A 23,105-nucleotide genomic window follows, 5' to 3' on the forward strand; every position below is an offset into this window, starting at 1 on the left:
CCACGCCGGCACCGGCCTGGATGCGCAGCGTGTGACCTTGCGCTTTGAGCTTCTTCGCCGTCTCGGGGGTGACGGCAACACGGGTTTCTCCCACCGTGGTTTCAGTGGGTACGCCAATCAGCATGGGATTTCCTTTGGGAACGGGTCTTTAGTTGAAGCTGAGCAGGACCTTCATGGCCTGCGAGCGGTCGGCGGCCAAGGCGAAGGCACGGCCGGCATCGCGGTAGGGCATGGTGGCGGAGATCAGCGGCTTCACGTCCACCAGGCTCTTGTTCAGCAGGTCCACCGCGATGCCAAATTCCTCGTGGAAACGAAACGCGCCGCGCAGGTCGAACTCCTTGGCCACGAGGGTGTTGATCGGCAGCTTCATCTCGCCCCCCAGCCCCACTTGCACGATGATGCCGCGCGGGCGCAGCGCATCGAAGGCGCCGCGCAAGGCCCGTTCGTTGCCACTGGCCTCGAACAGCACGTCGAAGTGGCCCTTGTCGGTCGTGAAGCGGGCCAGCCCGTCGGGCTGCTCGGCCACGTTGAGGGTCTCGTCGGCCCCCACCTGCAGCGCCTTGCGCAGCGGGTGCGCTCCCATGTCGGTGACGACGATCTGGGTTGCACCGGCGCGTCGCGCGGCAATGACGATCAGGGCGCCGATCGGGCCGCAGCCCGTCACCAGCACCCGTTTGCCCAACAAGGGGCCGGCGCGCCGCACCGCATGCAGCGCGACCGACAGCGGCTCGGCCATCGCGCCCTCGCCGTCGCTCACGCTGTCCGCCAGTCGATGCGCCTGGTAGGTCTCGACCACGATCTCCTGGCGGAACGCGCCCTGCACGTGGGGGGTGCGCATGGCGCTGCCGTAGTAGCGCATGTCCAGGCAGTGGTTCTGCAGGCCCTGCTGGCAATAGAGGCACAGACCACAGGGGTGGCTCGGACTGATGGCGATGCGTTGACCCAGGGCAAACGCCTCTGCGCCTGGCCCGACCTCTTCGACCGTGCCCGCCACTTCGTGGCCCAGCACCATGGGCTCGCTGATGCGCACGGTGCCAAAACCGCCATGCTGGAAATAGTGCAGGTCCGAGCCGCAAATGCCGCCGGCGCGCACGCGCACGCGCAACTGCTGGGGGCCGACGCTGGGGGTGGGCACCTCTTCGACGCGCAGGTCGCCGGGGGCGTGAATGACGAGGGCTTCCATGAGGGAGGGTTTCCTTAATTAAATGTGTGGGGAATGGTCAGAGGGTGGCAGTGACGCCGCCGTCGACGTACAGAATGTGGCCGTTGACAAAATTGGAGGCCTCGCTGGCCAGGAACACGGCCGCGCCGACCAGGTCTTCCACGTCGCCCCAGCGGCGCGAGGGCGTGCGCCCCACCAGCCACTGGGTGAATTCGGTGTTGTTCACCAAGGCCTCCGTCAGCTCGGTCTTGAAATAGCCCGGCCCCAAACCATTGACCTGGATGCCGTACTGGCCCCAGTCGATCGCCATGCCCTTGGTCAGCATTTTCACGGCGCCCTTGCTGGCGGTGTAGGGCGCGATGTTGGGGCGGCCGAGCTCGCTTTGCACCGAGCAGATGTTGATGATCTTGCCGCGTCGGCGCTCTATCATGTGGCGCGCCACCGCCTGGCCGACCAGGAACACGCTGTCCACATTGGTCCTCATCAGCTCGTGCCACTGCGCTTCTTCGAACTGCTCCAGCGGCGCGCGGCGCTGCATGCCGGCGTTGTTGACGAGGATATCGATCGGGCCGCTGTCGGTCTCGATGCGGCTGACCGCCTCGCGCACCGCCTCGGCCGAGGTGACGTCAAAGGCGGCGGTGAGCACGCTTGCGCCTTCGCTGCGCAATTGCGCGGCGGCGGCGGCCAGTTTGTCGGGGCCGCGTGCGTTCAGGATGACGCGCGCACCGGCACCGGCCAGCCCCCGCGCCAGGGCGAAACCGATGCCGGCGCTGGCGCCGGTGATGAGCGCGGTGCGCCCGCTCAGGTCAAAACTCTTCAAGGCTGGCGGCAAGACGGGATTCAAGACAAATTCTCCTGGGTGGGGTGGGGCGTCTGGCTGAGGTCCAGCCAGCGCAGGATGGCATCAAGTTGCTCGCTCAGGGGCTGCATGGCTTCGACGCGCAGCACGCCGGCTTCGCCCAGCGGCGACTCCAGCGCGTCAAACTGGCTGTCCACCAGTCGGGGCGGAAACAGGTGGTCGGTGCGAGCCGCCACACGGGCATGTGCCTGTGCCGGCGAGATGTCGATGAACACGATGGCCAGCGCCGGCGCCGCCGCCCGCAACTGGTCACGGTAAGGCCGCTTGAGTGCCGAGCAGGTCAGCACCGCGCCCGCGTTCGCGTCAGCGAGCAGCGTGCCAAGGTGCGCCAGCCACGGTGCGCGGTCGGCATCGTCCAGTGCGATGCCGGCGCGCATTTTTGCCTGGTTGGCGGCCGGGTGATGGTCGTCGCCTTCGATCAGGACGCAGCCCAGGGCGCGCGCCAGTTCCCCCGCCAGTGTCGATTTGCCGCAACCGGCCACGCCCATGACCAGCAGTTGGTAAGGCGTTGCATCGCTCATCGCCGGCTCAGCACTTCCGGGTTGACCGGCGTCGGCGGCTGGCCCGCCTGTGGATCCAAGCCAAGCGCGGCGACCAGGTTGTCCACCACCAGGTTGTGCATGGCGCGGCGGGTCGGTTCGGACGCGCTGCCCATGTGGGCCGTCAGGACCACGTTGTCCAGGCCCAGCAGATCCGGGTGAATGCGCGGCTCACCTTCGAACACGTCGAGGGCGGCCGCGGCGATGGTGCCGGCCCGCAAAGCCGCTGCCAGCGCAGCGTCATCGACGATACCGCCGCGCGCGATGTTGACCAGCGTGGCGGTCGGCTTCATTTGCAGGAGTTCGGCCATGCCGATGGCATGGTGCGCGCCGGGGCCGTAAGGCAGGATCAGCAACAGGTGGTCGGCTTCTTGGAGCAAGGTCGCTTTGTCGACATACTGGGCGCGGGATTCCGTTTCCTGCGAGGCATCGAGCCGTGAGCGGTTGTGGTAGATCACCCGCATGCCGAAGCCCAGCGCACCGCGTCGTGCGATCGCGCGGCCGATGCGGCCCATGCCCAGGATGCCCAGCGTGGCGCCATGCACGTCGGGCCCGGCGAACTGGTTGTAGATGCCGGTCTTGGTCCATTCACCGCGACGCAAAAAGCCGTCGGCCTGAACGATGCGCCGGGCCGCCGCGAGGATCAGCGCGAAGCCGAGGTCCGCGGTCGTTTCCGTGACCACATCCGGCGTGTTGGTGACCACTACGCCGCGTGCCGTGCAGGCCGCCACATCGACGTTGTTGTAGCCGACGCCGACATTGCAGACGGCCTTGAGTTGCGGGCAGGCCTCCAGCAAGGCGGCATCAATGCGTTCGCTGCCGGTGCTCATCACGCCCGACTTGCCCTGCAGCCGCTCGATCAGCTCGGCCGGGCTCCAGACGGTATCCGCAGGGTTGTCAGTCACCTCAAAATGTTCGCGAAGCCGGTCGGCAATGTCGGGGTAAGTGGCGCGGGTGGAAAGTACTGCAGGACGCATGAGGTCTTGGCTCCGTAGTTTGTGATGGATTTTCAGTTATTGCAGCGCGCTTCAAGCGCGTCGATGAAGGCGCGGCTCCAGCGGCCTTCCCGCATCGCTTGCATGGTCTGCGCTTCGGCTTCCAGCACGGCAAGCGCCTTCTCGATCAACTGCTCGACGCCGGTCTGCGGAATCGCCAGCAGACCGTCCTGGTCGCCGACCAGGATGTCGCCGGGGTTGACGACCATGCCGCCCACGGAGATGGGCACGTTGATTTCGCCCGGGCCATCCTTGTAGGGGCCGCGGTGCGTGACCCCGCGGGCGTACACCGGAAACTCGCGCTCGCGGATTTCAGCCACGTCGCGGATGGCGCCGTCGATGACCACGCCGACGACGCCGATGCTGGCGGCGTAGAACGACAAAATGCCGCCCACCACCGCGTTGTTGAGGTCGCCGCCGGCGTCGATCAGCAGCACGTCGCCCGGACGGCAGAACTCAAGCGCGCGCAGATAGGTCAGGTTGTCGCCGCCGCGCGAGCGCGCGGTGACGGCCGTGCCAGCCATTGTTTGCGTGCCGGGGCGGTGGTAGGGCCGCAACCCCGCGGTGCCGATGTTGCGGTGCATGCTGTCGCTCAGCGCGGCCACCGGGATGTCGCGCAAGGCGGCGAGAATTTGCGGGTCGGCCTGCTGGGCCGAGGGGTTCTTGCGGAGGGCTTTGTAGCTGCTCATGGGTGTCCTTGGATCGGTGGTGTCGGAAGAAGCGCGCTTTAACGGGAAAGTTAGCGCAGGGCCGCCACGGCGCGGGCGATGCGGGTGCATCCTTCTTCCAGAATCGGCAGCGAGGTCGCGATGGACAGCCGGAAGTAGGGCGTCAGCCCATAGGCCGTGCCGGCCACCAGGGCCACGCCTTCGCTCTCCAGCAGGTACATCACGACATCGCTGTCCGTGGCGAGAACTTTCCCGTCGGGCGTGGTCCGGCCCATCAGCTGGCCACAATTCACATAGAGGTAGAAGGCGCCGTCCGGGCTCAGACAGCTCAGGCCCGGGATGGCGTTGATGCGCGCCAGCGTGGCGTCGCGACGCTGGCGGTAGATTTCCACGCTGACGCTGACAAAGCGCTGGTCGCCATTGAGTGCCGCGGCCGCCGCGGCCTGGCTGACCGAACAGCAGTTGCCGCTGGTTTGCGACAGCAGCGTGTCCATCGCCTGGATGATGTCGGTCGGGCCGGCCGCGAAGCCAATGCGCCAGCCGGTCATGGCGTAGGTCTTGGAAACGCCGTTGATGACCACGATGCGATCGCGCAGCGCGGGTTCCACCGTCAGGATGTGCGCCGTGGGCTGGTTGTCGAAACGGATGTGCTCATAGATGTCGTCCGTCATCACCATCACCTGCGGGTGCTGGAGCAGCACGTCGGCCAGGGCGCGGTATTCATCGGCCGTGTAGATGGCCCCGGTCGGGTTGGATGGCGAGTTGATGAGCAGCCAGCGCGTCTTGGGCGTGATGGCGGCGGCCAGCTGCGCCGCCGTGAGCTTGAAGCCGTTTTCTTCCGGGCAGGCGACGGTCACCGGCTGGCCCTCGCTGGCCAGCACCATGTCGGGGTAGGAGACCCAATAGGGGGCCGGGATGATGACCTCGTCGCCCGGCTCCAGCGTGACGGCCAGTGCGTTGTAGATGGCGCTCTTGGCACCGCTGGTGGCAATGATCTCGTTCATCGCGTAGTGCAGGTCGTTCTCGCGTTCGAGCTTGGCGACGATGGCCTGGCGCAACTCCACGGTGCCCGCCATCAGGGTGTAGCGCGTCGCCCCTTTTTCGATGGCCTCGGCGGCGGCGGCACGGATGTGCACGGGGGTGTCGAAGTCGGGCTCGCCGACGACCAGGTTGACGATGGACTTGCCCTGGCGGCGCAACTCATTGGCGCGGTCGGCGGCGGAAGTGCTGGGCGATGGCTTGATTTGACGGACGCGGGCGGAGATGCGGGAGCTGGTCACGGTAGTTTCCTTTGGGCAGCTGGGTAGTGAGTGAACAAGCGCAACGTTACGCGCAGGCAGGCCTTGCCGCCAAGATGAGTTTGGTCTGGTCGCATAGGTGGAGCTTATGAATGCGCAGAATTCCTATGGCGCTCTGGCGCAGTGCGGGGTGTAGTGGTAGGCTGCGCTTTTTCCTTGCAAGGACTGGTGTGAACCTTCGTCGACTCAAGTATTTCGTGAAAATCGTGGACCTCGGCAGCCTGACCCAGGCCGCCGAAGTGCTCTACATCGCCCAGCCCGCCTTGAGCCAGCAACTCGCCACGCTCGAAGGCGAGGTGCGCCAGCAACTGCTGATACGCACCAAGCGCGGCGTCACGCCGACGGAAGCCGGCAAGGTGCTGTACCGCCATGCCCAGGTCATCCTGCGCCAGTGCGAGCAGGCGCGCGTGGACATGGACGCGGCCGGCCATAGCCTGTCGGGCCAGGTCTCCATCGGCCTGGCGCCGGGCACGGCGGCCTCGGCGCTGGCGCTGCCGCTGGTGCGCACGGTGCGGGCGCGCTTGCCGGGCGTGCTGCTCTACCTGAATGAAAACTACGGCAGCACCCTGTCCGAACTCATCATGAACGGGCGCATGGACCTGGCGGTGCTCTATGGCGACAAGGCGCACCACGGCTTGAGCTTTCTGCCGCTGGTGAAGGAGCCGCTGTATCTGGTGGGCCCGGCCGCCATGCCCGTGCCCGCGGACCCGGTGCGGCTGGCCGATCTGCGCGACATCGAGTTGTTCCTGCCGCGGCCCTACAACATCGTGCGCAAGCTCGTCAACGAGGCGTTCATGGGGCTGCAGCTGGTGCCGCGCGTGGTGGCCGAGATCGAGTCGGCCTTCACGCTGAACGCCCTGATCGCCGATGGGCTGGGGGCGACGATTCTTCCGGCATCTATGGCGCGCGAGCTGGTGGCGACCAGCGGTGCCTGGCTATGCCGGATCATCGACCCCGTGATTGAAGCGCCGCTGGCCCTGTGCCAGTCGGATCATCTCCCGCTGTCGGAGCCCGCCCAGGCGGTCAAAGACATCCTGCTCGAACTGGTGGCGGACCTGGTGGAACGCGTGAATGGCCCAAGCGGCGCCTGACATGAGTTGTCTGTCATAAGCCCCCCTTATCGCCTCACAGTGAATTCGTCTTGGCGTTGCCGCCCGTCCGGCGTTACCTTTCAGTCCTGCCGGGTCATGTTCGCCGAACCTGACGGCATCGGGGGGATTTGGAGTCCCTCCGTCACTGAACGGGCATGGGCATGGACCTGCAACAGATCAAAGCACTCATTGACGCATTGACGGCCTCGGACCTGTCCGAGCTGGAGTACCAGCACGATGGCAGCACGCTACGGCTGGTGAAGAACCCGGCGCCCGCTGACCTTCGCGCGCCAGGTTTGCAAGCGCCGCCGGTGTCGGCCCAGCCGGCGCCATTGACCGGCGTTGTGGCAGCACCGGCAGCAACAGCAGCGCCAGTGGCACCCGCAGAGATCTGCTCCCCGGTCTATGGCGTGGTGCATCTCCGGCCCTCGCCCGCCGAGCCTCCGTTTGTGGCGGTCGGCGAGGCCGTCGCGGCGGGCCGGACCTTGTGCGTCATTGAGGCCATGAAGGTGTTCAATGAAGTCCGTGCGGAGCGCGCCGCGACGGTGGCTACCGTGCTGGTCGAGTCTGGTCAGGAAGTCGAGTCCGGACAGCCTCTGTTCCGGCTCACCGAGGCCGGTGGCGGCGCCGCCAAGGAAAACCATGTTTGACACGGTGCTGATCGCCAACCGGGGCGAAATTGCCTTGCGCATCCAGCGGGCCTGCCACGGCTTGGGCTTGCGCACCGTGGCCGTGTATTCGCAGGCCGACCAGGACGCGGTGTACGTGCGCCAGGCGGACCAGGCCTTGTGCATCGGCCCGGCCGCGCCGGGACTGAGCTACCTGAACCAGGCGGCGATTCTTTTCGCGGCGGAAGTGAGTGGCGCGCAGGCGATTCATCCTGGCTATGGTTTTTTGTCCGAAAGTGCCGCCTTCGCCGAACGCGTTGAACGGGCCGGTCTGACTTTCATCGGCCCCAGCGCCGCCTGCATCCGGACCATGGGCGACAAGGTGGCGGCCAAGCGCGCCATGCGCCAGGCCGGCGTGCCCTGCGTGCCCGGCCCCGACGGAGCCCTGCCGCAAGACCCGGCTGCGATCCAGGCGATCGCGCGTGACATCGGTTATCCCGTGATCGTCAAGGCGTCCGGCGGCGGTGGCGGCCGCGGCATGCGCGTGGTGCAGGAGGAAGGCCTGCTGCTGGACGCGCTGGCGCTCACCAGCGAAGAGGCGCGGCGCGCCTTTGGCAACCCCGAGGTCTACATCGAGAAGTTCCTGTTGCACCCGCGCCATGTCGAGATCCAGGTGCTGGCGGACAGCCATGGCAATGCCGTGTGGCTCGGTAGCCGCGACTGCTCGCTGCAGCGCCGGCACCAGAAGGTGCTGGAGGAAGCGCCAGCGCCCGGCATCGACCCGGCGCAGCTGGCCCGCGTCGGCGAGCGCTGCGCCCAGGCCTGCCGGCAGATCGGCTATTGCGGTGTCGGCACTTTCGAGTTCCTGTTCGAGAACGGCGCCTTCTACTTCATCGAGATGAACACCCGCCTGCAGGTGGAGCATCCGGTGACCGAGATGACCTCGGGCATTGACATCGTGCAGCAACAGATCCGTGTCGCCCGTGGTGAATGCCTGACCCTGACGCAGGACGATGTGACTTGCCAGGGGCATGCGCTGGAATGTCGCATCAATGCCGAAGACCCCCAGACCTTTGCGCCGGCGCCGGGACGCATCACCGGTTGGCGCATGCCGGGCGGCTTCGGTGTGCGGGTGGATTCCCACGCCGGCGCCGGTTACCGCGTGCCGCCCTACTACGACTCCATGATTGCCAAACTGATCGTCCATGGCGCGACGCGCGAGGACGCGCTGGCGCGCATGCGCCTGGCGCTCGCTGAAATGTCCATCGAGGGCATCGCCACCAATTTGCCGCTGCACCGCGACATCCTGCTCGACCCAGGATTTTCGCAAGGCGCGGTTGATATTCACCATTTGGAACGCTGGTTGCAGGAGAGACAAACAATATGAAAAGGCAAGCTTGTGTCAGTCTCTTGGGGACGACCGCCGTGCTGTTCGAGGCGCCTGGCGCACTGGATCTGACATTGCAACAGCGCATCTGGGCGCTGGCGCTGGAGTGCGCGGAGTGGCCCGAAGTGCGCGAGGCCGTGCCGGGTATGAACAACCTCATGCTCACCTTTGTCCGCCCGCCCGAGACGGAGGCCGCCTTGGCGATGCTGGAAACGCGGCTGGCGTGCGCCTGGGAACGGGTCCATCCGCTCCCGATAGAAGGACGCGTGATCGAACTGCCGGTCGTCTACGGCGGTGCGGGCGGGCCGCACATGGCGGACGTGGTGGCCCATACCGGGCTGAGCGTGGACGACATTGTGGCCTTGCACAGCGCGCCGCTGTACCCGGTCTATGCCCTTGGCAGCCACCCGGGCTATTGCTATCTGGGGGGCATGGACCGTCGCATCGCGACGCCCCGGCGCCAGGTGCCGGTCGTCAGCATTCCCGGCGGCGCGGTGTCCATCGGCGGAGCGCAAACCGGCGTCTCGGCTTCCGCTGGCCCGAGTGGCTGGAATACGATTGGCAGTACCGCCATGGCTTTCTTCGACCCCGCGCAAGACCCGCCGGCGGTGCTGCGTCCGGGCGACAGAATCCGCTTTCGCGTCGAGGGCATTCTTCCATGATCGAAATTCTTTCCTCGGCCGCTCTCGCCACGGTGCAGGACCTGGGCCGTACCGGCAGCTTGCGCTGGGGCGTCGGGACCGCGGGCGCCATGGACCCGCTGGCGCTGGCCGCGGGCAATCTGCTGCTGGGCAACCCCGTCAATGCCGCCAGCATCGAAGTGCCGGTGTTTCCGTTCGTGGTGCGCTTTGTCGCGGACTGCAGTTTTGCGCTGACCGGTGCCGATGGCGTGGCCCGGCTGGACGACACGCCGCTGCTGCCATGGTGGAGCCACCACGCACGTGCCGGCCAGGTATTGACCTTGAGCCCGCCGCCGCAGACCGGCTCTTGGCGTGCATGCCGCGCCTACCTGTGCCTTGGCGGCGGCGTCGATGTGCCCGAAGTGCTGGGCTCCAGAAGTACCCAGTTGCGTGGTGCTTTTGGTGGTTTTGAAGGGCGTGCCTTGCGCCAGGGCGATGTGTTGCGGGCTGCCCGGTCGGGCGATGGAACCAGTTTGACCGGCTTCGGCCTCGTTCCTCCCGCGCTCGGTCTGCCGCTGCACCAGGACGGGCTTGCCGCCATGCGCGTGTTGCCGGGGGCCGAATACCTGAATTTCCAAGCCACTTCGCGAGCCGCGTTCTGGGACAGAGAATGGAAGATCACGCCGCAAAGCGATCGCTATGGCTACCGGCTGGCCGGCGACAAGCTGACACCGATCGAATCGCTGGAAATGCGCTCGCACGGCATCGTGCCGGGCGTGATCCAGGTGCCGCCGGGCGGGCAACCCATCATCCAGATGCGCGACGCGCAGCCCTCGGGCGGCTATCCCAAGTTCGGAACCGTGATCGAGGCCGACCTCTGGCGCCTCGGCCAGGCGCCCATCGGCAGTCGCGTGCGCTTCATTGAAACCAGCTGGAACGAGGCCGTGGCCGCGCTGGACGAAGTCAACCAATGGCTTGACGAAGTGCGACGGCTGGTGGACCTGCAGCGCTGGCAACTGGGGAGAAGCTGACTCATGACACTTCCAGAACTTCAACAAGTCGCCGCCTGGCTGGCCGACACCGACATCGGCCTGTTTGAACTGCGCACCGCCCACGGGCATATCCGGCTGCGTCGCTATCCCGGGGAGGCCGGCTTTGTGGACGAGACCGTCGCCCCCGGTGCCGTGAATGACGCGGCAAACGCCGTCACCGTGGCCGCGCCACCCACGCTGTTGGTCATCGCCGCACCGTCGCTCGGTTTTTTCCTGCACCAGCATCCGCTGCGCGCGACGCCGCTGGCACCCACCGGCACCACGGTGCAGGCCGGGCAGGTCGTCGGGCTGCTGCAGATCGGCGCCTTGCTTCTGGCGGTCGTCGCGCCGCAGGCCGGCGTCGTCGCCAGCGTCCTGGTGGCCCACGGCAGCCTCGTGGGCTACGGCACGCCCTTGCTGGAATTGCAGCCGCCCTTGCCAGCTTCCGTCAAACTGTAGGAAACCCAAACCATGGACATCGATCTGAATGCCGATCTGGGCGAGGGCTTTGGCCCCTGGCGCATGGGGGAAGATGAAGCCTTGCTGGAGCTCGTGTCGTCGGCCAATGTGGCGTGCGGTTTTCACGCCGGCGACGCTGTCATCATGGACCGCACGGTACGCCTGGCGAAAGCGCGCGGCGTCGATATTGGCGCGCACGTGGGTTTTCCCGACCTGCAAGGATTCGGCCGCCGCCCCATGCAGTTTGACGCCCGGGAACTCGCCTGCCATGTCATCTACCAGCTCGGCGCGCTGGCGGGCCTGGCCCAGGCAGCCGGTTATCGGATGACGCACATGAGCTTTCACGGCGCGCTCGGCAATATGGCGGCGGCCGACGCGGCCCTGGCCGAGCCGCTGGTGCGCGCCGTGGCGGATTTCGACCCCGGGCTCATCATCAGTTCGTCCGCCAGCCGCGCGATCGAGCAGGCGGCCGAGCGCTGTGGCTTGCGCGTGGCCACGAGCTTTCTGGCCGATCGCGCCTGTGGTGACGACGGCCTGCTGGTGCCGCGCAAACTGCCTGACGCCGTCATCCATGAGCCCGAGGCGGTGCTGGCCCGGGTGCGGCAGTTGCTGCAGGACGGATCGGTCACCAGCTACAGCGGCAAGAAGATAGCCATGCGGGTGCAGTCCATCTTGCTGCACGGGGACACGCCCGGCGCCGTGGCGCTGGCCCGGACCGTGCGCGGCGTGGTCGAGTCGGCCGGGCGCATCGTGCCGATTTCACGGCAAATGGCCTGAAAAATGAACGCCATGGCGTCACGCATTGGGCGCTTGCAGCCTGATCCATGCACGGATACAGGGCGATATAAGAGTGCCTTATCGCCTCACAGTCAATTCGTCTTGGCGCAAAAGTGGGGGCGCCGCTACAGTGAGCTGAACACGCCCTGTCGCATGAATTGCTACGCTGATAGCAGCAGGGTTTTAACTTTAACGAAGGACCGGAATGCCATTTTCTGACTATAAAACCGCTTTGGTCACAGGCGCTTCCTCCGGCATTGGCGCCGCCGTGGTCGAACGCCTGTGCCGCGAAGGGCTGCAAGTGCATGCGCTGGCCCGCAGCGCCGACAAGCTGACCGAGCTGGCGGCGCGCACCGGCTGCATCGCGCACGCCATCGACGTGAGCGACCTGCAAGCCATCACCCGCCTCACCCAGGAGGTTGAGTTTGACGTGCTCGTCAACAGCGCCGGGGTGGATCGGCCCGGCTCCATCGTCAACGCCGATGCCGCCGGCATCGATCTGCTGGTGGACGTCAACCTGCGCGCCGTGCTGCACCTGTGCCGCCTGGTCGTGCCGGGCATGATGGCGCGCGACCGCGGCCATGTGGTCAACATCAGCTCGATTGCCGCGGCCTACAACTTTGGCGGCAATTCCACCTACCACGCCACCAAGGCGGCCGTGAGCATGCTCTCGCGCCAGTTGCGCATCGACGCCTTCGGCAAGCACGTGCGGGTCACCGAGATTTGCCCCGGTCGCGTGGCCACGGACATCTTCGCCCACGTGCATGGCGACTCGCCGGAAACCCGTGCGCGTTTTGTCGAGGGCTTCGAGCTGCCGCAGGCCGAGGACATCGCCCATGCGATTGCCTTCGCCATTGCCGCCCCGCTTGCCGTGAACGTGGGACACATGGAGATCACGCCCACGCTGCAGGTTCCGGGCGGCTTGTCGACCGCACGCCCTGCGCATGCAGCGGCGAAATAGCCGCCCTGGCAACGCGACCCCGCATCACAACCGCAAGCACGAGACAGCCGCATGAAAGACTTCAATCTGATGGCGATCCTGCTGAACGCCGAATTCGGCGCGATGCTGGTCCACGGCTTGCTGACGACGCTGAAAATCGCGGCCGGTTCCTGGCTGCTGGCGATGACGCTGGCACTCGTCTTGCTGACAGTCCGGCTGGCCCCCAGCCGGGTCGCCCAGCGGCTGGTGGCGGGCTATGTGTCCTATCACTTCAACGTGCCGACACTGGTGCAGCTGATGCTGTGGTACTTCGGCATTTTCAGCCTGCTGCCCGATGCCTTGCAGACCTGGTTGTCCAATAACAATGCCGAGTTGCTGCTGTCGATTGTGGCGCTGGGTCTCTGCCAGGCGGCCTACTTCTGCGAGGACCTGCGTTCGGGCCTGCGCGCCATTCCCAGCGGACAGACCGAGGCGGCGCGCGCGCTGGGTCATAGTTACATCGGCTCCATGCGCTTCGTGATCCTGCCGCAGGCCGTGCGCAATGCCATGCCGCCGCTGGTGAGTCACAGCGTGTCGCTGTTCAAGAACAGCAGCCTGGCCATGGCCATCGGCGTGGCCGAGCTGACGCACGCGGTCAAGGAGGTCGAGAGCCAGAGTTTCCGTGCCTTTGAGGCCTACCTGATTGCCACGGTGGTGTACCTGGCGGTTTCCCTGCTGATCATGGTCGTGGGGGCCTGGCTGGGCCGACGCTACAGCATTGTCGGGGCGAGGTAAGTCATGTTGAACGACGTCTATCAGATTCTGAGCGACAACTGGCTGTTGCTGCTTGTGGGTCAATACCCCAGTGGCCCGCTGGGCGGCATCGTTTGCACCTTGATCCTGTCCATTCTGGGGATTGTGCTGGCCTTCCCGCTGTCGGTGCTGCTGGCCCTGGCGCGCTTGTCTCCCTGGCTGCTGCTGCGCTGGCCGGCCACCGCGCTGGTCTACGTGGCGCGCGGTGTGCCGCTGCTCATGATCATCCTGTGGGTCTATTTCCTTGTGCCTTTGGTCATCGGCCGCAATGTCTCGGGCTTCACCACCATGCTGTGCACGCTGGTGATTTATGAGAGTGCCTTCCTGTCCGAGGTGGTGCGCGCCGGCATCCAGTCCTTGCCCAAGGGCCAGATGGAGGCGGCCCGCGCGCTGGGCCACAGCTACCTGGGCGCCATGTGGTCCGTGATCCTGCCGCAAGCGCTGTTCAACATGCTGCCCAGCATGCTCAGCCAGTTCATTTCCACCATCAAGGAAACCACGCTGGGCTACGTCATCAACGTGCAGGAAATGACCTTCGCCGCGAACCAGATCAACAACCAGTTGCTGACCAAGCCCTTCCAGGTGTTCTTCATCCTGGCGATGACCTACTACGTCGTCTGTTTCAGCCTGACGCAGCTGGCGCAGTGGCTGGAGCGACGCATCGTCCGCAAGCGCCTGGGCACGTCGGCGCCGCAGCAAGCCGCCGAGGTGCTGCTCAAGCCCGTGCCCCTGGTGGCCGAGCCATGAGCCGCAGGCTCCAACCAAGGATAAGCCATGATTAAATTTTCCAACATCAACAAGTGGTACGGCGACTACCATGCCCTGAACAACATCAACGCCGAGGTCAAGAAGGGCGAGGTGGTGGTGGTGTGCGGCCCGTCCGGTTCGGGCAAGTCGACCTTGATCCGTACCGTCAACCGGCTTGAAGAGATCAAGTCCGGCCAACTGTTGTTCGACGGCCAGGACGTGCATGCCGCCATGAGCAGCGCGGAACTCAACCGCTTGCGTGGCCGCATCGGTTTCGTGTTCCAGAGCTTCAACCTGTTCCCCCATCTTTCGGCCGTGGAGAACGTCATGCTATCGCCGATGCGCGTGCTCGGCGTCAAGCGCGCCGATGCCAAGGCCCGGGCCATGCAGTTGCTGGAGCGGGTCGGCCTGGCGGACAAGGCCGGCGCCTATCCGCTGCAGCTCTCGGGCGGCCAGCAGCAGCGCGTGGCGATTGCCCGCGCGCTGGCCATGGAGCCGCCCGCGATGTTGTTTGACGAACCCACCTCGGCGCTCGACCCCGAAATGGTGGGCGAGGTGCTGGCCGTCATGCGCAGCTTGGCCAATGAAGGCATGACCATGATGTGCGTCACCCACGAAATGAATTTTGCGCGCGAGGTCGCCGATCGCGTCTGGTTCATGGACGCCGGCCAGATTATCGAGAAGGCCGATCCCAAGGCCTTCTTCAGCCGTCCCGAGCACCCCCGCGCGCAACGTTTTCTGTCGGATTTGCGCGCGCATTGACTTGTCGAGTGCACCCCCTGTTTCCCGTCCCATCCCCTGTCTGTCCTTAAAGGAGTTCATCATGTCGACCCCCACCGCGTTTCGTCTTACCGCCATCGGCTGCTGCCTGTCCGCGATGTCCCTGCTCGCCCATGCCGACCAATGGCAGGACATCAGCCAGCGCAAAGAGCTCAAGTGCGGCACTTTCTCCGACGTGCCACCGTTCGCGGCACCCGATCCAAAGACCCGCGAAATGGCGGGCTTCGACGTTGATTTGTGCCATGCCCTGGCCAAACAACTGGGCGTGAGCGCCGCCGTCACGCCCTTGTCGGTCGAGGCCCGCGTGCCCGAGGTCAAGCTCGGTCGCGTGGACGTGACGGTCGCCAACCTGGCCTATACCAAGAGCCGTGGCGAGCAGATCCAGTTCAGCGATCCCTACTACATCGCGAAGGAAATGCTGGCGGTCAAGGCGAGCGACCCCGGCACCTCCAAGGCCGACTTCAAGGGCAAGCGCCTGAGCTCGACCAAGGGCTCGACCTCGGAGCTCTCGATCAAGCTCAATGGCTCCGAGCCGGTCACCTTCGTGGACACCGGCTCGGCCTTCATGGCCGTGCAGCAGAACAAGTCGCAAGGCATCGTGGCGAACACCATGACCATCATCAAACTGGTCAATCAGTCCAAGACGGCCGGCACGGAATTGAAGATGATCAAGGATCCGATGGTGTTGCAACCGATCGGTATTGGCATGAAGAAGGACGAGCCGGTGCTGCTGGCCAAAGTCAACGCCGCATTGATGGCCATGGACAAGGCCGGCGAGATTGACAAAATCTGGGCGAAATGGCTCGGCCCGAACACGGAATACAAAATGGTGCGCGAAGAGAAAGTGATGCCCTTGTCCGAACTGAAGTTCGAATTGCTGCCCTGATACCTGGCAGATCCATCCCTGGGATTCACGTCGGTGGATTGGGCGCCCAGCGATGCCTTGACTAGCCCAGCGCCGCCGACCCGGAGGTTTGGAAAAATACCTTCAGGGCCGCGGCGGTTTCAAGGGGCAGTTCCTCCGGGATGAAATGCCCGGCCGCCATGGCCTGCCCCGACACCCGGCCGGCGCACTGGGCCTGCCACAAGGGCAGGGGCTGAAACAGGCGCTGCACCACGCCGCGCGCGCCCCACAGCACCAGCAGGTCGCAGGCAATCTTGTCGCCCTGCGCACGGCTGATGCGATCGTGCTCCAGGTCGATGCCGGCGCTGGCGCGGTAGTCCTCGCACATGCTGTGAACCGTGGCCGGGTTGGTGAAGCAGCGTTCATATTCGGCCAGTGCCGCCGGTTCGATGTAGCCCAGACCGGCCGACCCCCAGCCGCCGAGTTTGGCGTGCAGATAAGCCAGGGCATTGCCGTTGACCATGGTCTCGGGCAAGGGCGCGGGCTGGATGAGATGAAACCAGTGGTAGTAGGCGCGGGCAAATTCAAAGTTCGTGGCCTGGTACATGTCCAGCGTGGGCGCAATGTCGATCACACACAGGCGTTGCACCCGATGGGCGTGGTCCACCGCCAGCCGGTGCGCCACGCGCCCACCCCGGTCATGGCCGCAGACAAAGAAAGTCGCTACGCCGAGGGCGTCCATCAGTTCCGCCATGTCCTGCGCCATGGCGCGCTTGCTGTAGTTGCTGTGGTCGGCCAGGCCGGGCGTTTTGGACGAGTCGCCGTAGCCGCGCAAATCTGGCATGACCAGATAAAAATCCCTCTGTAACTGCTGCGCCACGCGGTGCCACATCACATGGCTTTGTGGAAAGCCGTGCAGCAGCAGCAAGACAGGCCGCTCACCCGGCAGGCCGCGTGATACATGGGCATGGAGGCGGGCGTCGGCGACATCGAAGTGGCGCGGCTCAAAATTTTCAAACCAGTTCATGGGTATTTCCTTCTCGTGCAGGGCGTCCGTTGTGTCTTGCGGGGTGGCCTCAGGGTTTGCTCGCCAGAAATTTTTGCAGACTGGTGTTCGCCTGCGCGCGCACCTTGGCCTGCAGAAATGGCGTCCACCCCAGCAGCAGGCCGGGCGCGCCCAGGGCCTGGCGCGACCAGCGCCAGAAACTGAAATGGTCGCGGTGCGTGGCAATCAGGCCGTCCGGTTTGAAAGTGAACCGGGCGTCGATGATGTTGTGCACCAGGCGGCCGGTGGCGCTGAAGCGGTAATGCGCTTCCCAGTGAGCCCGGCCAGTGGCGGCATCGGCCTGGAGGCCGCTGAATTCGAGCATCCACGCGTCGCGTCCCTTGGCCTGGGTGGCCGCGCACAGCATGCGCCACATGCCGCCCGCTTCACGGCGACCGCGCAGGGAAAATACGGGGTCGTCAAAGGCCACGTCTTCGGCGTAACAGCTGGCCATGGTGTCGGCGTCCAGATTGGCGAAGGCGGTGTAGAACCTGCGGATGGTGGCTTCGTTGGCGTGCATGGATTTCCTGCGTGTGAAGGTTAAACGTGGGGCGGGCGCTACGGCGGCCAGAGCAGCTGAATGTACAGGCCTTTGCCGCTCGGGCCGTCCGCGATCGAAACCTCGATCTGGTGCCGATCGCAGATCTCCTTCACGATCGCCAGTCCGAGGCCGGTACCGTGGGCGCTGGTGGCCGAGCCACGGTAGAAGCGCTCGAACACCTTGGGGCGTTCGTCGGGGGGGATGCCCGGCCCGTTGTCGATCACCCCCAGCTGTGGCCGCCCGTCGCACAGCGCCACCCGCACCGTCACCTGGCCGCCCGGCGGCGTGTAGCTGATGGCGTTGTGCACCAGATTGTTGACGAGTTCGCGCAGCAGCACCGGTTCGCCGCGCACCGGCACAGGCAGTTCGCCTTCGAAGCCCAGGTCGATCGATTTCGCCCGCGCCAGCGCTAGCATCTCGAAGGTCTGCTCGCGCGCCAGCGCGGCGAGATCAAGCGCCTCAATGTCCAGCGGGCGACCGGGCTCACTGCGGGCCAGGCTCAGCAGCTGGTTCATGACGCGCTGGGTCGCCTGGGTGGACTGGTGAATGCGCAGGACCACGGCGCGCATGCCCTCGTAGTCGTTCTGCTGCAGGGCGTGATCGACCTGGGCCCGCAGCACGGTCAGTGGTGTCTTCAGCTGGTGCGATGCGTTCGCGATGAAGCGCACCTGCGCGTCGCTGAGCTGGCGTTGCCGTTCGGTATGGACGTTGATCGCATGGATCAGCGGCACCACCTCGCGCGGCACACGGTGCGTGTCGATCGGCGTCAGGTCGTTGGCGCCGCGCGCGCGCACCTCGTCGCGCAGCCGTTTCAGGGGGGCCAGGCCGCGCTGCACGCCGAAGGCGATGAGGCCGGCGGCGGCGGTGATCAGCAGCAACTGCATCGCCGCGGACTCGGAGACGATGCGCCGCGTCAGCTGGCGCCGTGCCTCCATCGTCTCGGCCACCTGCACCGTCAGGGTTCGCGGCAGGGTGTCGTCCACCACCGACCAGGCCAGCGCCACCACGCGGATGTTCTGCCCCTTGTACACGGCGTCATAGAACAGCGGCTCGGCGCCGGGCGGCGTGGCCGGCGGCGGCAGGTCGGCGTAGCCGGTGATGTGGCGGCCGGCCGGCAGCGTCGCCACGCGGTAGAAGATGCGGTCCTGCGCGTCGGTGCGCAGCATCTCCAGCGCGGCGAAAGGCAGGTCGGCCACGACCTGGCCGTCTTGCACGCTCAGGCGCTCGCCGATCACCAGCGCCGAACCGAGCAAGGTGCGGTCGTAGGCCTCGTGTGCCTGCGCCAGGCTGCGCAGGTAGCCGATGGCGGCTGCCAGCAGCCACAGCCCGAGCGTCGGGATCAGCAGCCAGCGCAGCAGCAGATTACGCAGGCGCGTCATCGGCCGCCTCCAGCACATAACCCAGTCCGCGCAGCGTGTGAATCTCCGCGCCGCTGCCGTCGAGCCGGCGGCGCAGGCGATGCACGTAAATCTCCAGTGCCTCGTTGCTGAGCGCCGCGTCGCAGCTGCTCAGGCGCTGGGTCAGCACCAGCTTGCTGACCGGCCGGCCGGCGTGCACGATCAAGGCCTCCAGCAGGTCGTGTTCGCGCGGCGGCAGATCCAGGTGGTGCGTGCCGAGCGTGAAGCGGCGCGACACCGTGTTGAACGCCAGCGTGGCCACGCCCAGCACCGAATCCACGGCACCGATCGAGCGCCGGTGCAAGGCGCGCAGGCGGGCTTCGAGTTCGGCCAGATCGAAGGGCTTGGCCAGGTAGTCGTCGGCGCCGGCATTCAGGCCTTGTACCCGGTCGTAGGTGTCGCCGCTGGCGGTGAGCACCAGCACCGGCACCTTGTCGCCGCGCTGGCGCAGGCGGCGCAGGATCTCGATGCCGTGCATGCGCGGCAAGGCCAGGTCGAGCACCACCGCGTCGAACGCGTGCTGGCGCAAGGTGGTGTCGGCCAGCACGCCATCGGCGCAAGCGCTGACCTGGATGCCGAGCACGCCGAGCGATTGCGTCAGCGTTTGCACCAGCTGCAGATGGTCTTCAATCAGCAAGATATGCATGGCGGCGGACGATAAAAAAACATGGTCAATCGGCCTGTGGCCGACCGGATTCGGCGCCAGGGTAGACACATGAAGTGCACGGTGATAATAACGTTTTGGAGACAAACCTATGCCATTGCGTCGCAGGGAAATCGGAGCCGGCTTGCTGGGCCTTGCCGTCGCCAGTTCCATGGCCCTCCCGGCGCTCGCCGCCGCCTCCTTGAGCGCGGCGAACACCCGGCGCGTGCAGGTGCTCTCGACCACCGACCGGCATACCGTACAGCCGCTGATCGACGATTTCGAGCGTCGCCATGCCGGCCTGCGGGTCGACTACGTCGAGCTGGGCAGCCTGGCGCTGTACGAGCGTTTTCTGCAGCAGCAGGACGATGCGGCGGCCAGCGCCGACGTGCTGTGGAGCTCGGCGATGGACCTGCAGATCAAACTGGTCAACGACGGCTACGCCCTGCGCCATGACAGCCCGCACGCCGCCCGGCTGCCGAAATGGGCGATCTGGAAGCACGAGGCCTATGGCACCACGCTGGAGCCGGTCGGCCTCGTCGTCAACCGGCAACTGCTGGCCGCCGGCGAGGTGCCGCAGACGCACGCCGCGCTGACGGCGCTGCTGCTTGCCGACGTGCCGCGCTGGCGCGACCGTGTCGCCACCTACGACATTGAACGTGCCGGCCTGGGTTTCCTGATCGCGGCCCAGGACGCGATGGCCACACCGCGCTACTGGGAGCTGGCGCAGGCGCTGGGCCGCTGCCGCGCCAGCCTGCACGCGGATACCCAGAGCATGCTCGACAGCGTGGCCGCCGGGCACACGCTGCTGGCCCACAACGTCCTGGGCAGCTATGCCGAAGTCTTCGCGCGCGAGCGGCCGGAACTCGGCGTTACCTACCTGCAGGACTACACACTGGCCGTGTCGCGCGTGGCCTTCATCGCGCGCACGGCGCCCAATCCGCAGGGCGCGCGCTTGTGGCTCGACCACCTGCTGTCGGTGCCGGGCCAGCGCCTGCTGGCCGAGGCCGGCGGCCTGCAGGGGGTCAGGACCGACGCCGCCCCGTCGTCGCGCATGGCCACCGCGCTGCGGCCGATCGCGCTCGGGCCGGGGCTGCTGGCGCACCTGGACCAGAGCCGGCGCCAGGCGTTCCTGAAGCGCTGGAACCAGGCGCTGCGCCCGAGCTAGCGCGCTCGCGGGCGCGCCTGGCCGGGCACTCACCTCAATGTACCAGCGTGACCGGGACCTGCGCTTGCGCCGACACATCGCTGGCCACCGAGCCCAGCACCCGGTCGACCAGGTCCGACGCGCCGCGCCGCCCCATCACGATGCGGTCGGCGCCGAATTCGCGCGCGCAGTCCAGGATGCGCTGCGCCACATGGCCGACCTCCTGCCGCAGCGCATACGGCACGCCCGCCGCGTCCAGCGCCGCGCGCGTCGGCGCCAGCGCCTTCGCCGACTCCTCCTCGTAGTAGGACTTCAGCTCGTCCGGGCTCACCAGCATGCGCGCGTGTCCGGAGTAGTCGGCTGGAATCTGCACGTTGAGCAACTGGACTTCGATGCGCGGGTCGCGCGCCCGCTCGCCGCGCAGGTAATCGGCGATGGCCTGGGCTGGCGACGAGGTCTCGACCGGCACCAGCAGCCGCAGCATGCCCGGGTGCGCCACCGGCGCCATGGGTGTGGCCGGCGCCGCTGCGCCAGCCCGCCTGCTGCGGGCGCGGCGCGCCAGCAGCAGGCCGAGCGTGACCACGAAGAGCGCGCCCGCCGCCGCCGCCGCATGGCCGGCCCAGGACGGTTGCGCCGCGTACCAGTCTTTCCAGGCCTGGTCCTCCACCAGCATGGCGCCGGCAATCCAGCCGAGCAGCGCCCCGCCCAGCACAATCACCAGCGGGAAGCGGTCGATCAGCATCAGCACCAGTTTGCTGCCCCACACGATGATGGGCACACTCACCAGAATGCCGAAGACCACCAGGCCGAGATGGCCGTCGGCCGCGGCGGCCACCGCGATCACGTTGTCCAGGCTCATCACCGCGTCGGCGACGATCACGGTGCGCACCGCGCTCCACAGCGTGGTGCCGGCCTCGACCTTGCCGTGCGCCTCTTCGTCGTCGGACAGCAGCAGCTTGACGCCGATCCACAGCAGCAGGAGCGCGCCGACCGCCTTCAGGTAGGGCAGCGACAGCAGCTGCAGCGCGAAGAAGATCAGCACGATGCGCGCCGCCACCGCGCCGGCCACGCCCCACAGAATGCCCTTGCGGCGCAGCGCGGGCGGCAGCCGCCGGCAGGCCAGCGCGATGACCACCGCGTTGTCGCCGCCGAGCAGGATGTCGATCAGGATGATCTGGCCGACCGACAGCCAGAACGCGGGGTTGGTGATGTCTATTTCCATGGCGTGCTCGGCGGTAGAAGCGTGGGGGCAGGCGCCCGGCGGCGCTTGAGCAGGCGCGGCACGATGAGCACGGCCGCCGTGATGGCCAGCACCGTCGCCGAGATCGGCTGCGTGAGGAACACCGTGGGGTCGCCCTGGCTGATGGCCAGCGCGCGGCGCATCTGGGTCTCGGCCAGCGGCCCCAGGATCAAGCCGACGATGGTGGGCGCCACCGGAATGTCGTAGCGCCGCATCGCGAAGCCGACCAGGCCGATGCCGTACAGCAGGGCCAGGTCGAACCACGAATTGCGCAGGCCATAGGCGCCCAGCGTGGCGAACACCAGGATGCCGGCGTACAGCAGCGGGCGCGGGATCGACAGCAGCTTCACCCACAGGCCGACCATTGGCAGATTCAGGATCAGCAGCAGCACGTTGCCGACATACAGGCTGGCGATCAGGCCCCACACCAGTTGCGGCTCGCTGGCGAACAGCAGCGGCCCGGGCTGCAGGCCGTACTGCTGGAACGCCGACAGCATGATCGCCGCCGTCGCGCCGGTGGGCAGGCCCAGCGTCAGCAGCGGCACCAGCATGCCGGCGGCGGCCGCGTTGTTGGCGGCCTCGGGCCCGGCCACGCCTTCGATCGCGCCCTTGCCAAATTCTTCCGGGTGTTTGGTGAGTTTCTTCTCCGTGGCGTAGGACAGAAAGGTCGGAATCTCCGAGCCGCCGGCCGGCATGGCGCCAAACGGAAAGCCGATCGCCGTGCCGCGCAGCCACGGTTTCCACGAGCGCGCCCAGTCCGACTTGCTCATCCACACCGAGCCCTTGACCGATTCGATCTTGTCGACGATGCGGTTCAGGTAGGTCGCGACGAACAGCGTCTCGCCGACCGCGAACAGGCCGACCGCGACGATCACGATGTCGACGCCGTCGAGCAGCTCGGGGATGCCCAGCGTCAGGCGCGGCTGGCCGCTCTGGCTGTCCAGGCCGATCAGGCCCAGCACCAGGCCGAAGAACAGGCTCGCCAGGCCGCGTGCCGGCGAGTTGCCCAGGACGGCCGAGACGGTGACGAAGGCCAGCACCATCACCGCGAAGTACTCGGCCGGGCCGAATTTCAGCGCCACTTCCACCATCGCCGGCGCCGCGATGGTCAGCATCACCGTGGCCAGCGTGCCGGCCACGAACGAGCCGATCGCCGCCGTGGCCAGCGCCGGGCCGGCGCGGCCGCGCTTGGCCATCAGGTTGCCCTCCATCGCGGTGATGATGGTGGCCGACTCGCCCGGCGTGTTGAGCAGGATCGAGGTGGTCGAGCCGCCGTACATGGCGCCGTAGTAAATGCCGGCGAACAGGATCAGCGCGCCGGTTGGCTCGAAGTTGGCGGTGGCCGGCAGCAGCAGCGCAATGGTCAGCGCCGGCCCGACGCCGGGCAGCACGCCGATGGCCGTGCCCAGCGTCACGCCGAGCAGGCCGAGCAGCAGGTTCTTGACACTGAGCGCGACGGCAAAGCCGTCCATCAGGGCGGTGAAAGTGTCCATGG

Annotated in this window: 25 protein-coding genes and 2 pseudogenes; 13 read left to right on the top strand and 14 right to left on the bottom strand. The window is 66.7% G+C overall.

The annotated features are described in order from the left end of the window. The 7 genes and pseudogenes from C5P05_RS16215 to C5P05_RS16245 form a co-directional block, all read right to left on the bottom strand. Window positions 1–124, bottom strand: a pseudogene (locus C5P05_RS16215) (NAD(P)(+) transhydrogenase (Re/Si-specific) subunit alpha); the annotation flags it as partial. Window positions 125–148: 24 nt separating this feature from the next. Continuing rightward, window positions 149–1,183, bottom strand: a complete 1,035-nt coding sequence (locus C5P05_RS16220; protein WP_114970892.1) for an L-idonate 5-dehydrogenase — start codon at window positions 1,181–1,183, stop codon at window positions 149–151. A 37-nt stretch (window positions 1,184–1,220) separates the two neighbouring features. Further along, window positions 1,221–2,006 carry a glucose 1-dehydrogenase gene (locus C5P05_RS16225; protein WP_198674747.1) on the bottom strand — a complete coding sequence of 262 codons (786 nt, stop codon included), beginning with the start codon at window positions 2,004–2,006 and terminating at the stop codon, window positions 1,221–1,223. Then, window positions 2,003–2,542: a gluconokinase gene (locus C5P05_RS16230; RefSeq protein ID WP_232834529.1), complete on the bottom strand. Its 540-nt coding sequence runs from the start codon at window positions 2,540–2,542 to the stop codon at window positions 2,003–2,005. Before C5P05_RS16230 ends, C5P05_RS16225 begins: the two co-directional genes overlap by 4 nt. Beyond that, complete coding sequence (locus C5P05_RS16235; protein ID WP_114970893.1) at window positions 2,539–3,537, bottom strand: 2-hydroxyacid dehydrogenase; 999 nt, start codon at window positions 3,535–3,537, stop codon at window positions 2,539–2,541. Before C5P05_RS16235 ends, C5P05_RS16230 begins: the two co-directional genes overlap by 4 nt. Before the next feature lie 32 nt (window positions 3,538–3,569). After that, window positions 3,570–4,244, bottom strand: coding sequence for an RraA family protein (locus tag C5P05_RS16240; RefSeq protein WP_114970894.1), 675 nt, complete (start codon window positions 4,242–4,244; stop codon window positions 3,570–3,572). A 50-nt stretch (window positions 4,245–4,294) separates the two neighbouring features. Further along, window positions 4,295–5,503 carry an aspartate transaminase gene (locus C5P05_RS16245; RefSeq protein WP_114970895.1) on the bottom strand — a complete coding sequence of 403 codons (1,209 nt, stop codon included), beginning with the start codon at window positions 5,501–5,503 and terminating at the stop codon, window positions 4,295–4,297. A 188-nt stretch (window positions 5,504–5,691) separates the two neighbouring features. On the opposite strand from C5P05_RS16245, the gene nac reads away from it, so the two are divergent. The 12 genes from nac (at window position 5,692) to C5P05_RS16305 (ending at window position 15,639) form a co-directional block, all read left to right on the top strand. Beyond that, window positions 5,692–6,612: a nitrogen assimilation transcriptional regulator NAC gene (nac, locus tag C5P05_RS16250; RefSeq protein WP_232834530.1), complete on the top strand. Its 921-nt coding sequence runs from the start codon at window positions 5,692–5,694 to the stop codon at window positions 6,610–6,612. A 161-nt stretch (window positions 6,613–6,773) separates the two neighbouring features. Continuing rightward, window positions 6,774–7,262 carry an acetyl-CoA carboxylase biotin carboxyl carrier protein gene (locus tag C5P05_RS16255; RefSeq protein WP_114970919.1) on the top strand — a complete coding sequence of 163 codons (489 nt, stop codon included), beginning with the start codon at window positions 6,774–6,776 and terminating at the stop codon, window positions 7,260–7,262. Beyond that, the gene (gene accC, locus C5P05_RS16260; protein ID WP_114970897.1) at window positions 7,255–8,607 is read left to right on the top strand and encodes an acetyl-CoA carboxylase biotin carboxylase subunit; all 1,353 of its coding nucleotides are present in this window, start codon (window positions 7,255–7,257) and stop codon (window positions 8,605–8,607) included. The genes C5P05_RS16255 and accC overlap by 8 nt, the downstream gene beginning before the upstream one ends. Then, entirely contained in the window at window positions 8,604–9,269 is a 666-nt protein-coding gene (gene pxpB, locus C5P05_RS16265) for a 5-oxoprolinase subunit PxpB (RefSeq protein ID WP_114970898.1), read from the top strand. Before accC ends, pxpB begins: the two co-directional genes overlap by 4 nt. Next, a complete protein-coding gene (locus tag C5P05_RS16270; protein ID WP_114970899.1) occupies window positions 9,266–10,258 on the top strand; it encodes a biotin-dependent carboxyltransferase family protein in 993 nt (330 codons plus the stop codon). Before pxpB ends, C5P05_RS16270 begins: the two co-directional genes overlap by 4 nt. Window positions 10,259–10,261: 3 nt before the next feature. Continuing rightward, window positions 10,262–10,717 (top strand): acetyl-CoA carboxylase biotin carboxyl carrier protein, encoded by a 456-nt coding sequence (locus tag C5P05_RS16275; protein WP_114970900.1) that lies wholly within the window; start codon window positions 10,262–10,264, stop codon window positions 10,715–10,717. A 12-nt stretch (window positions 10,718–10,729) separates the two neighbouring features. Next, on the top strand, window positions 10,730–11,494 hold the full coding sequence (locus tag C5P05_RS16280; protein WP_114970901.1) for a LamB/YcsF family protein: 765 nt from the start codon (window positions 10,730–10,732) through the stop codon (window positions 11,492–11,494). A 205-nt stretch (window positions 11,495–11,699) separates the two neighbouring features. Continuing rightward, window positions 11,700–12,455, top strand: a complete 756-nt coding sequence (locus tag C5P05_RS16285; RefSeq protein WP_114970902.1) for an SDR family oxidoreductase — start codon at window positions 11,700–11,702, stop codon at window positions 12,453–12,455. A gap of 51 nt (window positions 12,456–12,506) precedes the next feature. Then, on the top strand, window positions 12,507–13,208 hold the full coding sequence (locus C5P05_RS16290; protein WP_114970903.1) for an amino acid ABC transporter permease: 702 nt from the start codon (window positions 12,507–12,509) through the stop codon (window positions 13,206–13,208). Window positions 13,209–13,211: 3 nt separating this feature from the next. Further along, on the top strand, window positions 13,212–13,973 hold the full coding sequence (locus C5P05_RS16295; RefSeq protein ID WP_198674748.1) for an amino acid ABC transporter permease: 762 nt from the start codon (window positions 13,212–13,214) through the stop codon (window positions 13,971–13,973). A gap of 27 nt (window positions 13,974–14,000) precedes the next feature. Then, complete coding sequence (locus tag C5P05_RS16300) at window positions 14,001–14,735, top strand: amino acid ABC transporter ATP-binding protein (RefSeq protein ID WP_114970904.1); 735 nt, start codon at window positions 14,001–14,003, stop codon at window positions 14,733–14,735. Between the two features lie 61 nt (window positions 14,736–14,796). Further along, window positions 14,797–15,639, top strand: a complete 843-nt coding sequence (locus C5P05_RS16305; protein WP_114970905.1) for an ABC transporter substrate-binding protein — start codon at window positions 14,797–14,799, stop codon at window positions 15,637–15,639. 61 nt (window positions 15,640–15,700) lie between these two features. Here C5P05_RS16305 and C5P05_RS16310 read toward each other — a convergent pair whose 3' ends face one another. From C5P05_RS16310 to C5P05_RS16325, 4 genes are read right to left on the bottom strand one after another with little or no spacing between them, the layout of a single operon-like run. Then, complete coding sequence (locus C5P05_RS16310) at window positions 15,701–16,624, bottom strand: alpha/beta fold hydrolase (protein ID WP_114970906.1); 924 nt, start codon at window positions 16,622–16,624, stop codon at window positions 15,701–15,703. Window positions 16,625–16,673: 49 nt separating this feature from the next. After that, complete coding sequence (locus tag C5P05_RS16315) at window positions 16,674–17,162, bottom strand: nuclear transport factor 2 family protein (protein ID WP_114970907.1); 489 nt, start codon at window positions 17,160–17,162, stop codon at window positions 16,674–16,676. A gap of 38 nt (window positions 17,163–17,200) precedes the next feature. Next, window positions 17,201–18,562 carry a sensor histidine kinase gene (locus C5P05_RS16320; RefSeq protein ID WP_198674749.1) on the bottom strand — a complete coding sequence of 454 codons (1,362 nt, stop codon included), beginning with the start codon at window positions 18,560–18,562 and terminating at the stop codon, window positions 17,201–17,203. Further along, window positions 18,546–19,226: a response regulator gene (locus C5P05_RS16325; protein WP_114970909.1), complete on the bottom strand. Its 681-nt coding sequence runs from the start codon at window positions 19,224–19,226 to the stop codon at window positions 18,546–18,548. The genes C5P05_RS16320 and C5P05_RS16325 overlap by 17 nt, the downstream gene beginning before the upstream one ends. Window positions 19,227–19,335: 109 nt before the next feature. Between C5P05_RS16325 and C5P05_RS16330 the strand changes: the two genes are divergently transcribed. Then, a complete protein-coding gene (locus C5P05_RS16330) occupies window positions 19,336–20,391 on the top strand; it encodes an ABC transporter substrate-binding protein (protein ID WP_114970910.1) in 1,056 nt (351 codons plus the stop codon). Window positions 20,392–20,425: 34 nt separating this feature from the next. Here the strand turns inward: C5P05_RS16330 and C5P05_RS34545 are convergent, their stop codons facing one another. The 3 genes and pseudogenes from C5P05_RS34545 to C5P05_RS16340 form a co-directional block, all read right to left on the bottom strand. Then, window positions 20,426–20,878, bottom strand: coding sequence for a universal stress protein (locus tag C5P05_RS34545; protein WP_332871356.1), 453 nt, complete (start codon window positions 20,876–20,878; stop codon window positions 20,426–20,428). 6 nt (window positions 20,879–20,884) lie between these two features. Beyond that, window positions 20,885–21,592, bottom strand: a pseudogene (locus C5P05_RS34550) (TerC family protein); the annotation flags it as partial. After that, complete coding sequence (locus C5P05_RS16340; RefSeq protein WP_114970912.1) at window positions 21,583–23,103, bottom strand: tripartite tricarboxylate transporter permease; 1,521 nt, start codon at window positions 23,101–23,103, stop codon at window positions 21,583–21,585. The gene C5P05_RS16340 and the pseudogene C5P05_RS34550, both read right to left, overlap by 10 nt. Window positions 23,104–23,105: the final 2 nt, after the last annotated feature.

The organism is Rhodoferax ferrireducens (assembly GCF_003347515.1).
In the GTDB taxonomy this organism is placed as follows: Bacteria; Pseudomonadota; Gammaproteobacteria; order Burkholderiales; family Burkholderiaceae_C; genus Rhodoferax.

Coding starts and splice junctions, on each gene's coding strand:
- C5P05_RS16220 (WP_114970892.1), bottom strand. CDS start 1,183: ATGGAAGCCCTCGTCATTCACGCCCCCGGCGACCTGCGCGTCGAAGAG.
- C5P05_RS16230 (WP_232834529.1), bottom strand. CDS start 2,542: ATGAGCGATGCAACGCCTTACCAACTGCTGGTCATGGGCGTGGCCGGT.
- C5P05_RS16235 (WP_114970893.1), bottom strand. CDS start 3,537: ATGCGTCCTGCAGTACTTTCCACCCGCGCCACTTACCCCGACATTGCC.
- C5P05_RS16240 (WP_114970894.1), bottom strand. CDS start 4,244: ATGAGCAGCTACAAAGCCCTCCGCAAGAACCCCTCGGCCCAGCAGGCC.
- C5P05_RS16255 (WP_114970919.1), top strand. CDS start 6,774: ATGGACCTGCAACAGATCAAAGCACTCATTGACGCATTGACGGCCTCG.
- accC (WP_114970897.1), top strand. CDS start 7,255: ATGTTTGACACGGTGCTGATCGCCAACCGGGGCGAAATTGCCTTGCGC.
- pxpB (WP_114970898.1), top strand. CDS start 8,604: ATGAAAAGGCAAGCTTGTGTCAGTCTCTTGGGGACGACCGCCGTGCTG.
- C5P05_RS16270 (WP_114970899.1), top strand. CDS start 9,266: ATGATCGAAATTCTTTCCTCGGCCGCTCTCGCCACGGTGCAGGACCTG.
- C5P05_RS16275 (WP_114970900.1), top strand. CDS start 10,262: ATGACACTTCCAGAACTTCAACAAGTCGCCGCCTGGCTGGCCGACACC.
- C5P05_RS16280 (WP_114970901.1), top strand. CDS start 10,730: ATGGACATCGATCTGAATGCCGATCTGGGCGAGGGCTTTGGCCCCTGG.
- C5P05_RS16285 (WP_114970902.1), top strand. CDS start 11,700: ATGCCATTTTCTGACTATAAAACCGCTTTGGTCACAGGCGCTTCCTCC.
- C5P05_RS16290 (WP_114970903.1), top strand. CDS start 12,507: ATGAAAGACTTCAATCTGATGGCGATCCTGCTGAACGCCGAATTCGGC.
- C5P05_RS16295 (WP_198674748.1), top strand. CDS start 13,212: ATGTTGAACGACGTCTATCAGATTCTGAGCGACAACTGGCTGTTGCTG.
- C5P05_RS16300 (WP_114970904.1), top strand. CDS start 14,001: ATGATTAAATTTTCCAACATCAACAAGTGGTACGGCGACTACCATGCC.
- C5P05_RS16305 (WP_114970905.1), top strand. CDS start 14,797: ATGTCGACCCCCACCGCGTTTCGTCTTACCGCCATCGGCTGCTGCCTG.
- C5P05_RS16310 (WP_114970906.1), bottom strand. CDS start 16,624: ATGAACTGGTTTGAAAATTTTGAGCCGCGCCACTTCGATGTCGCCGAC.
- C5P05_RS16315 (WP_114970907.1), bottom strand. CDS start 17,162: ATGCACGCCAACGAAGCCACCATCCGCAGGTTCTACACCGCCTTCGCC.
- C5P05_RS16320 (WP_198674749.1), bottom strand. CDS start 18,562: ATGACGCGCCTGCGTAATCTGCTGCTGCGCTGGCTGCTGATCCCGACG.
- C5P05_RS16325 (WP_114970909.1), bottom strand. CDS start 19,226: ATGCATATCTTGCTGATTGAAGACCATCTGCAGCTGGTGCAAACGCTG.
- C5P05_RS16330 (WP_114970910.1), top strand. CDS start 19,336: ATGCCATTGCGTCGCAGGGAAATCGGAGCCGGCTTGCTGGGCCTTGCC.
- C5P05_RS34545 (WP_332871356.1), bottom strand. CDS start 20,878: ATGGCGCCGGTGGCGCACCCGGGCATGCTGCGGCTGCTGGTGCCGGTC.
- C5P05_RS16340 (WP_114970912.1), bottom strand. CDS start 23,103: ATGGACACTTTCACCGCCCTGATGGACGGCTTTGCCGTCGCGCTCAGT.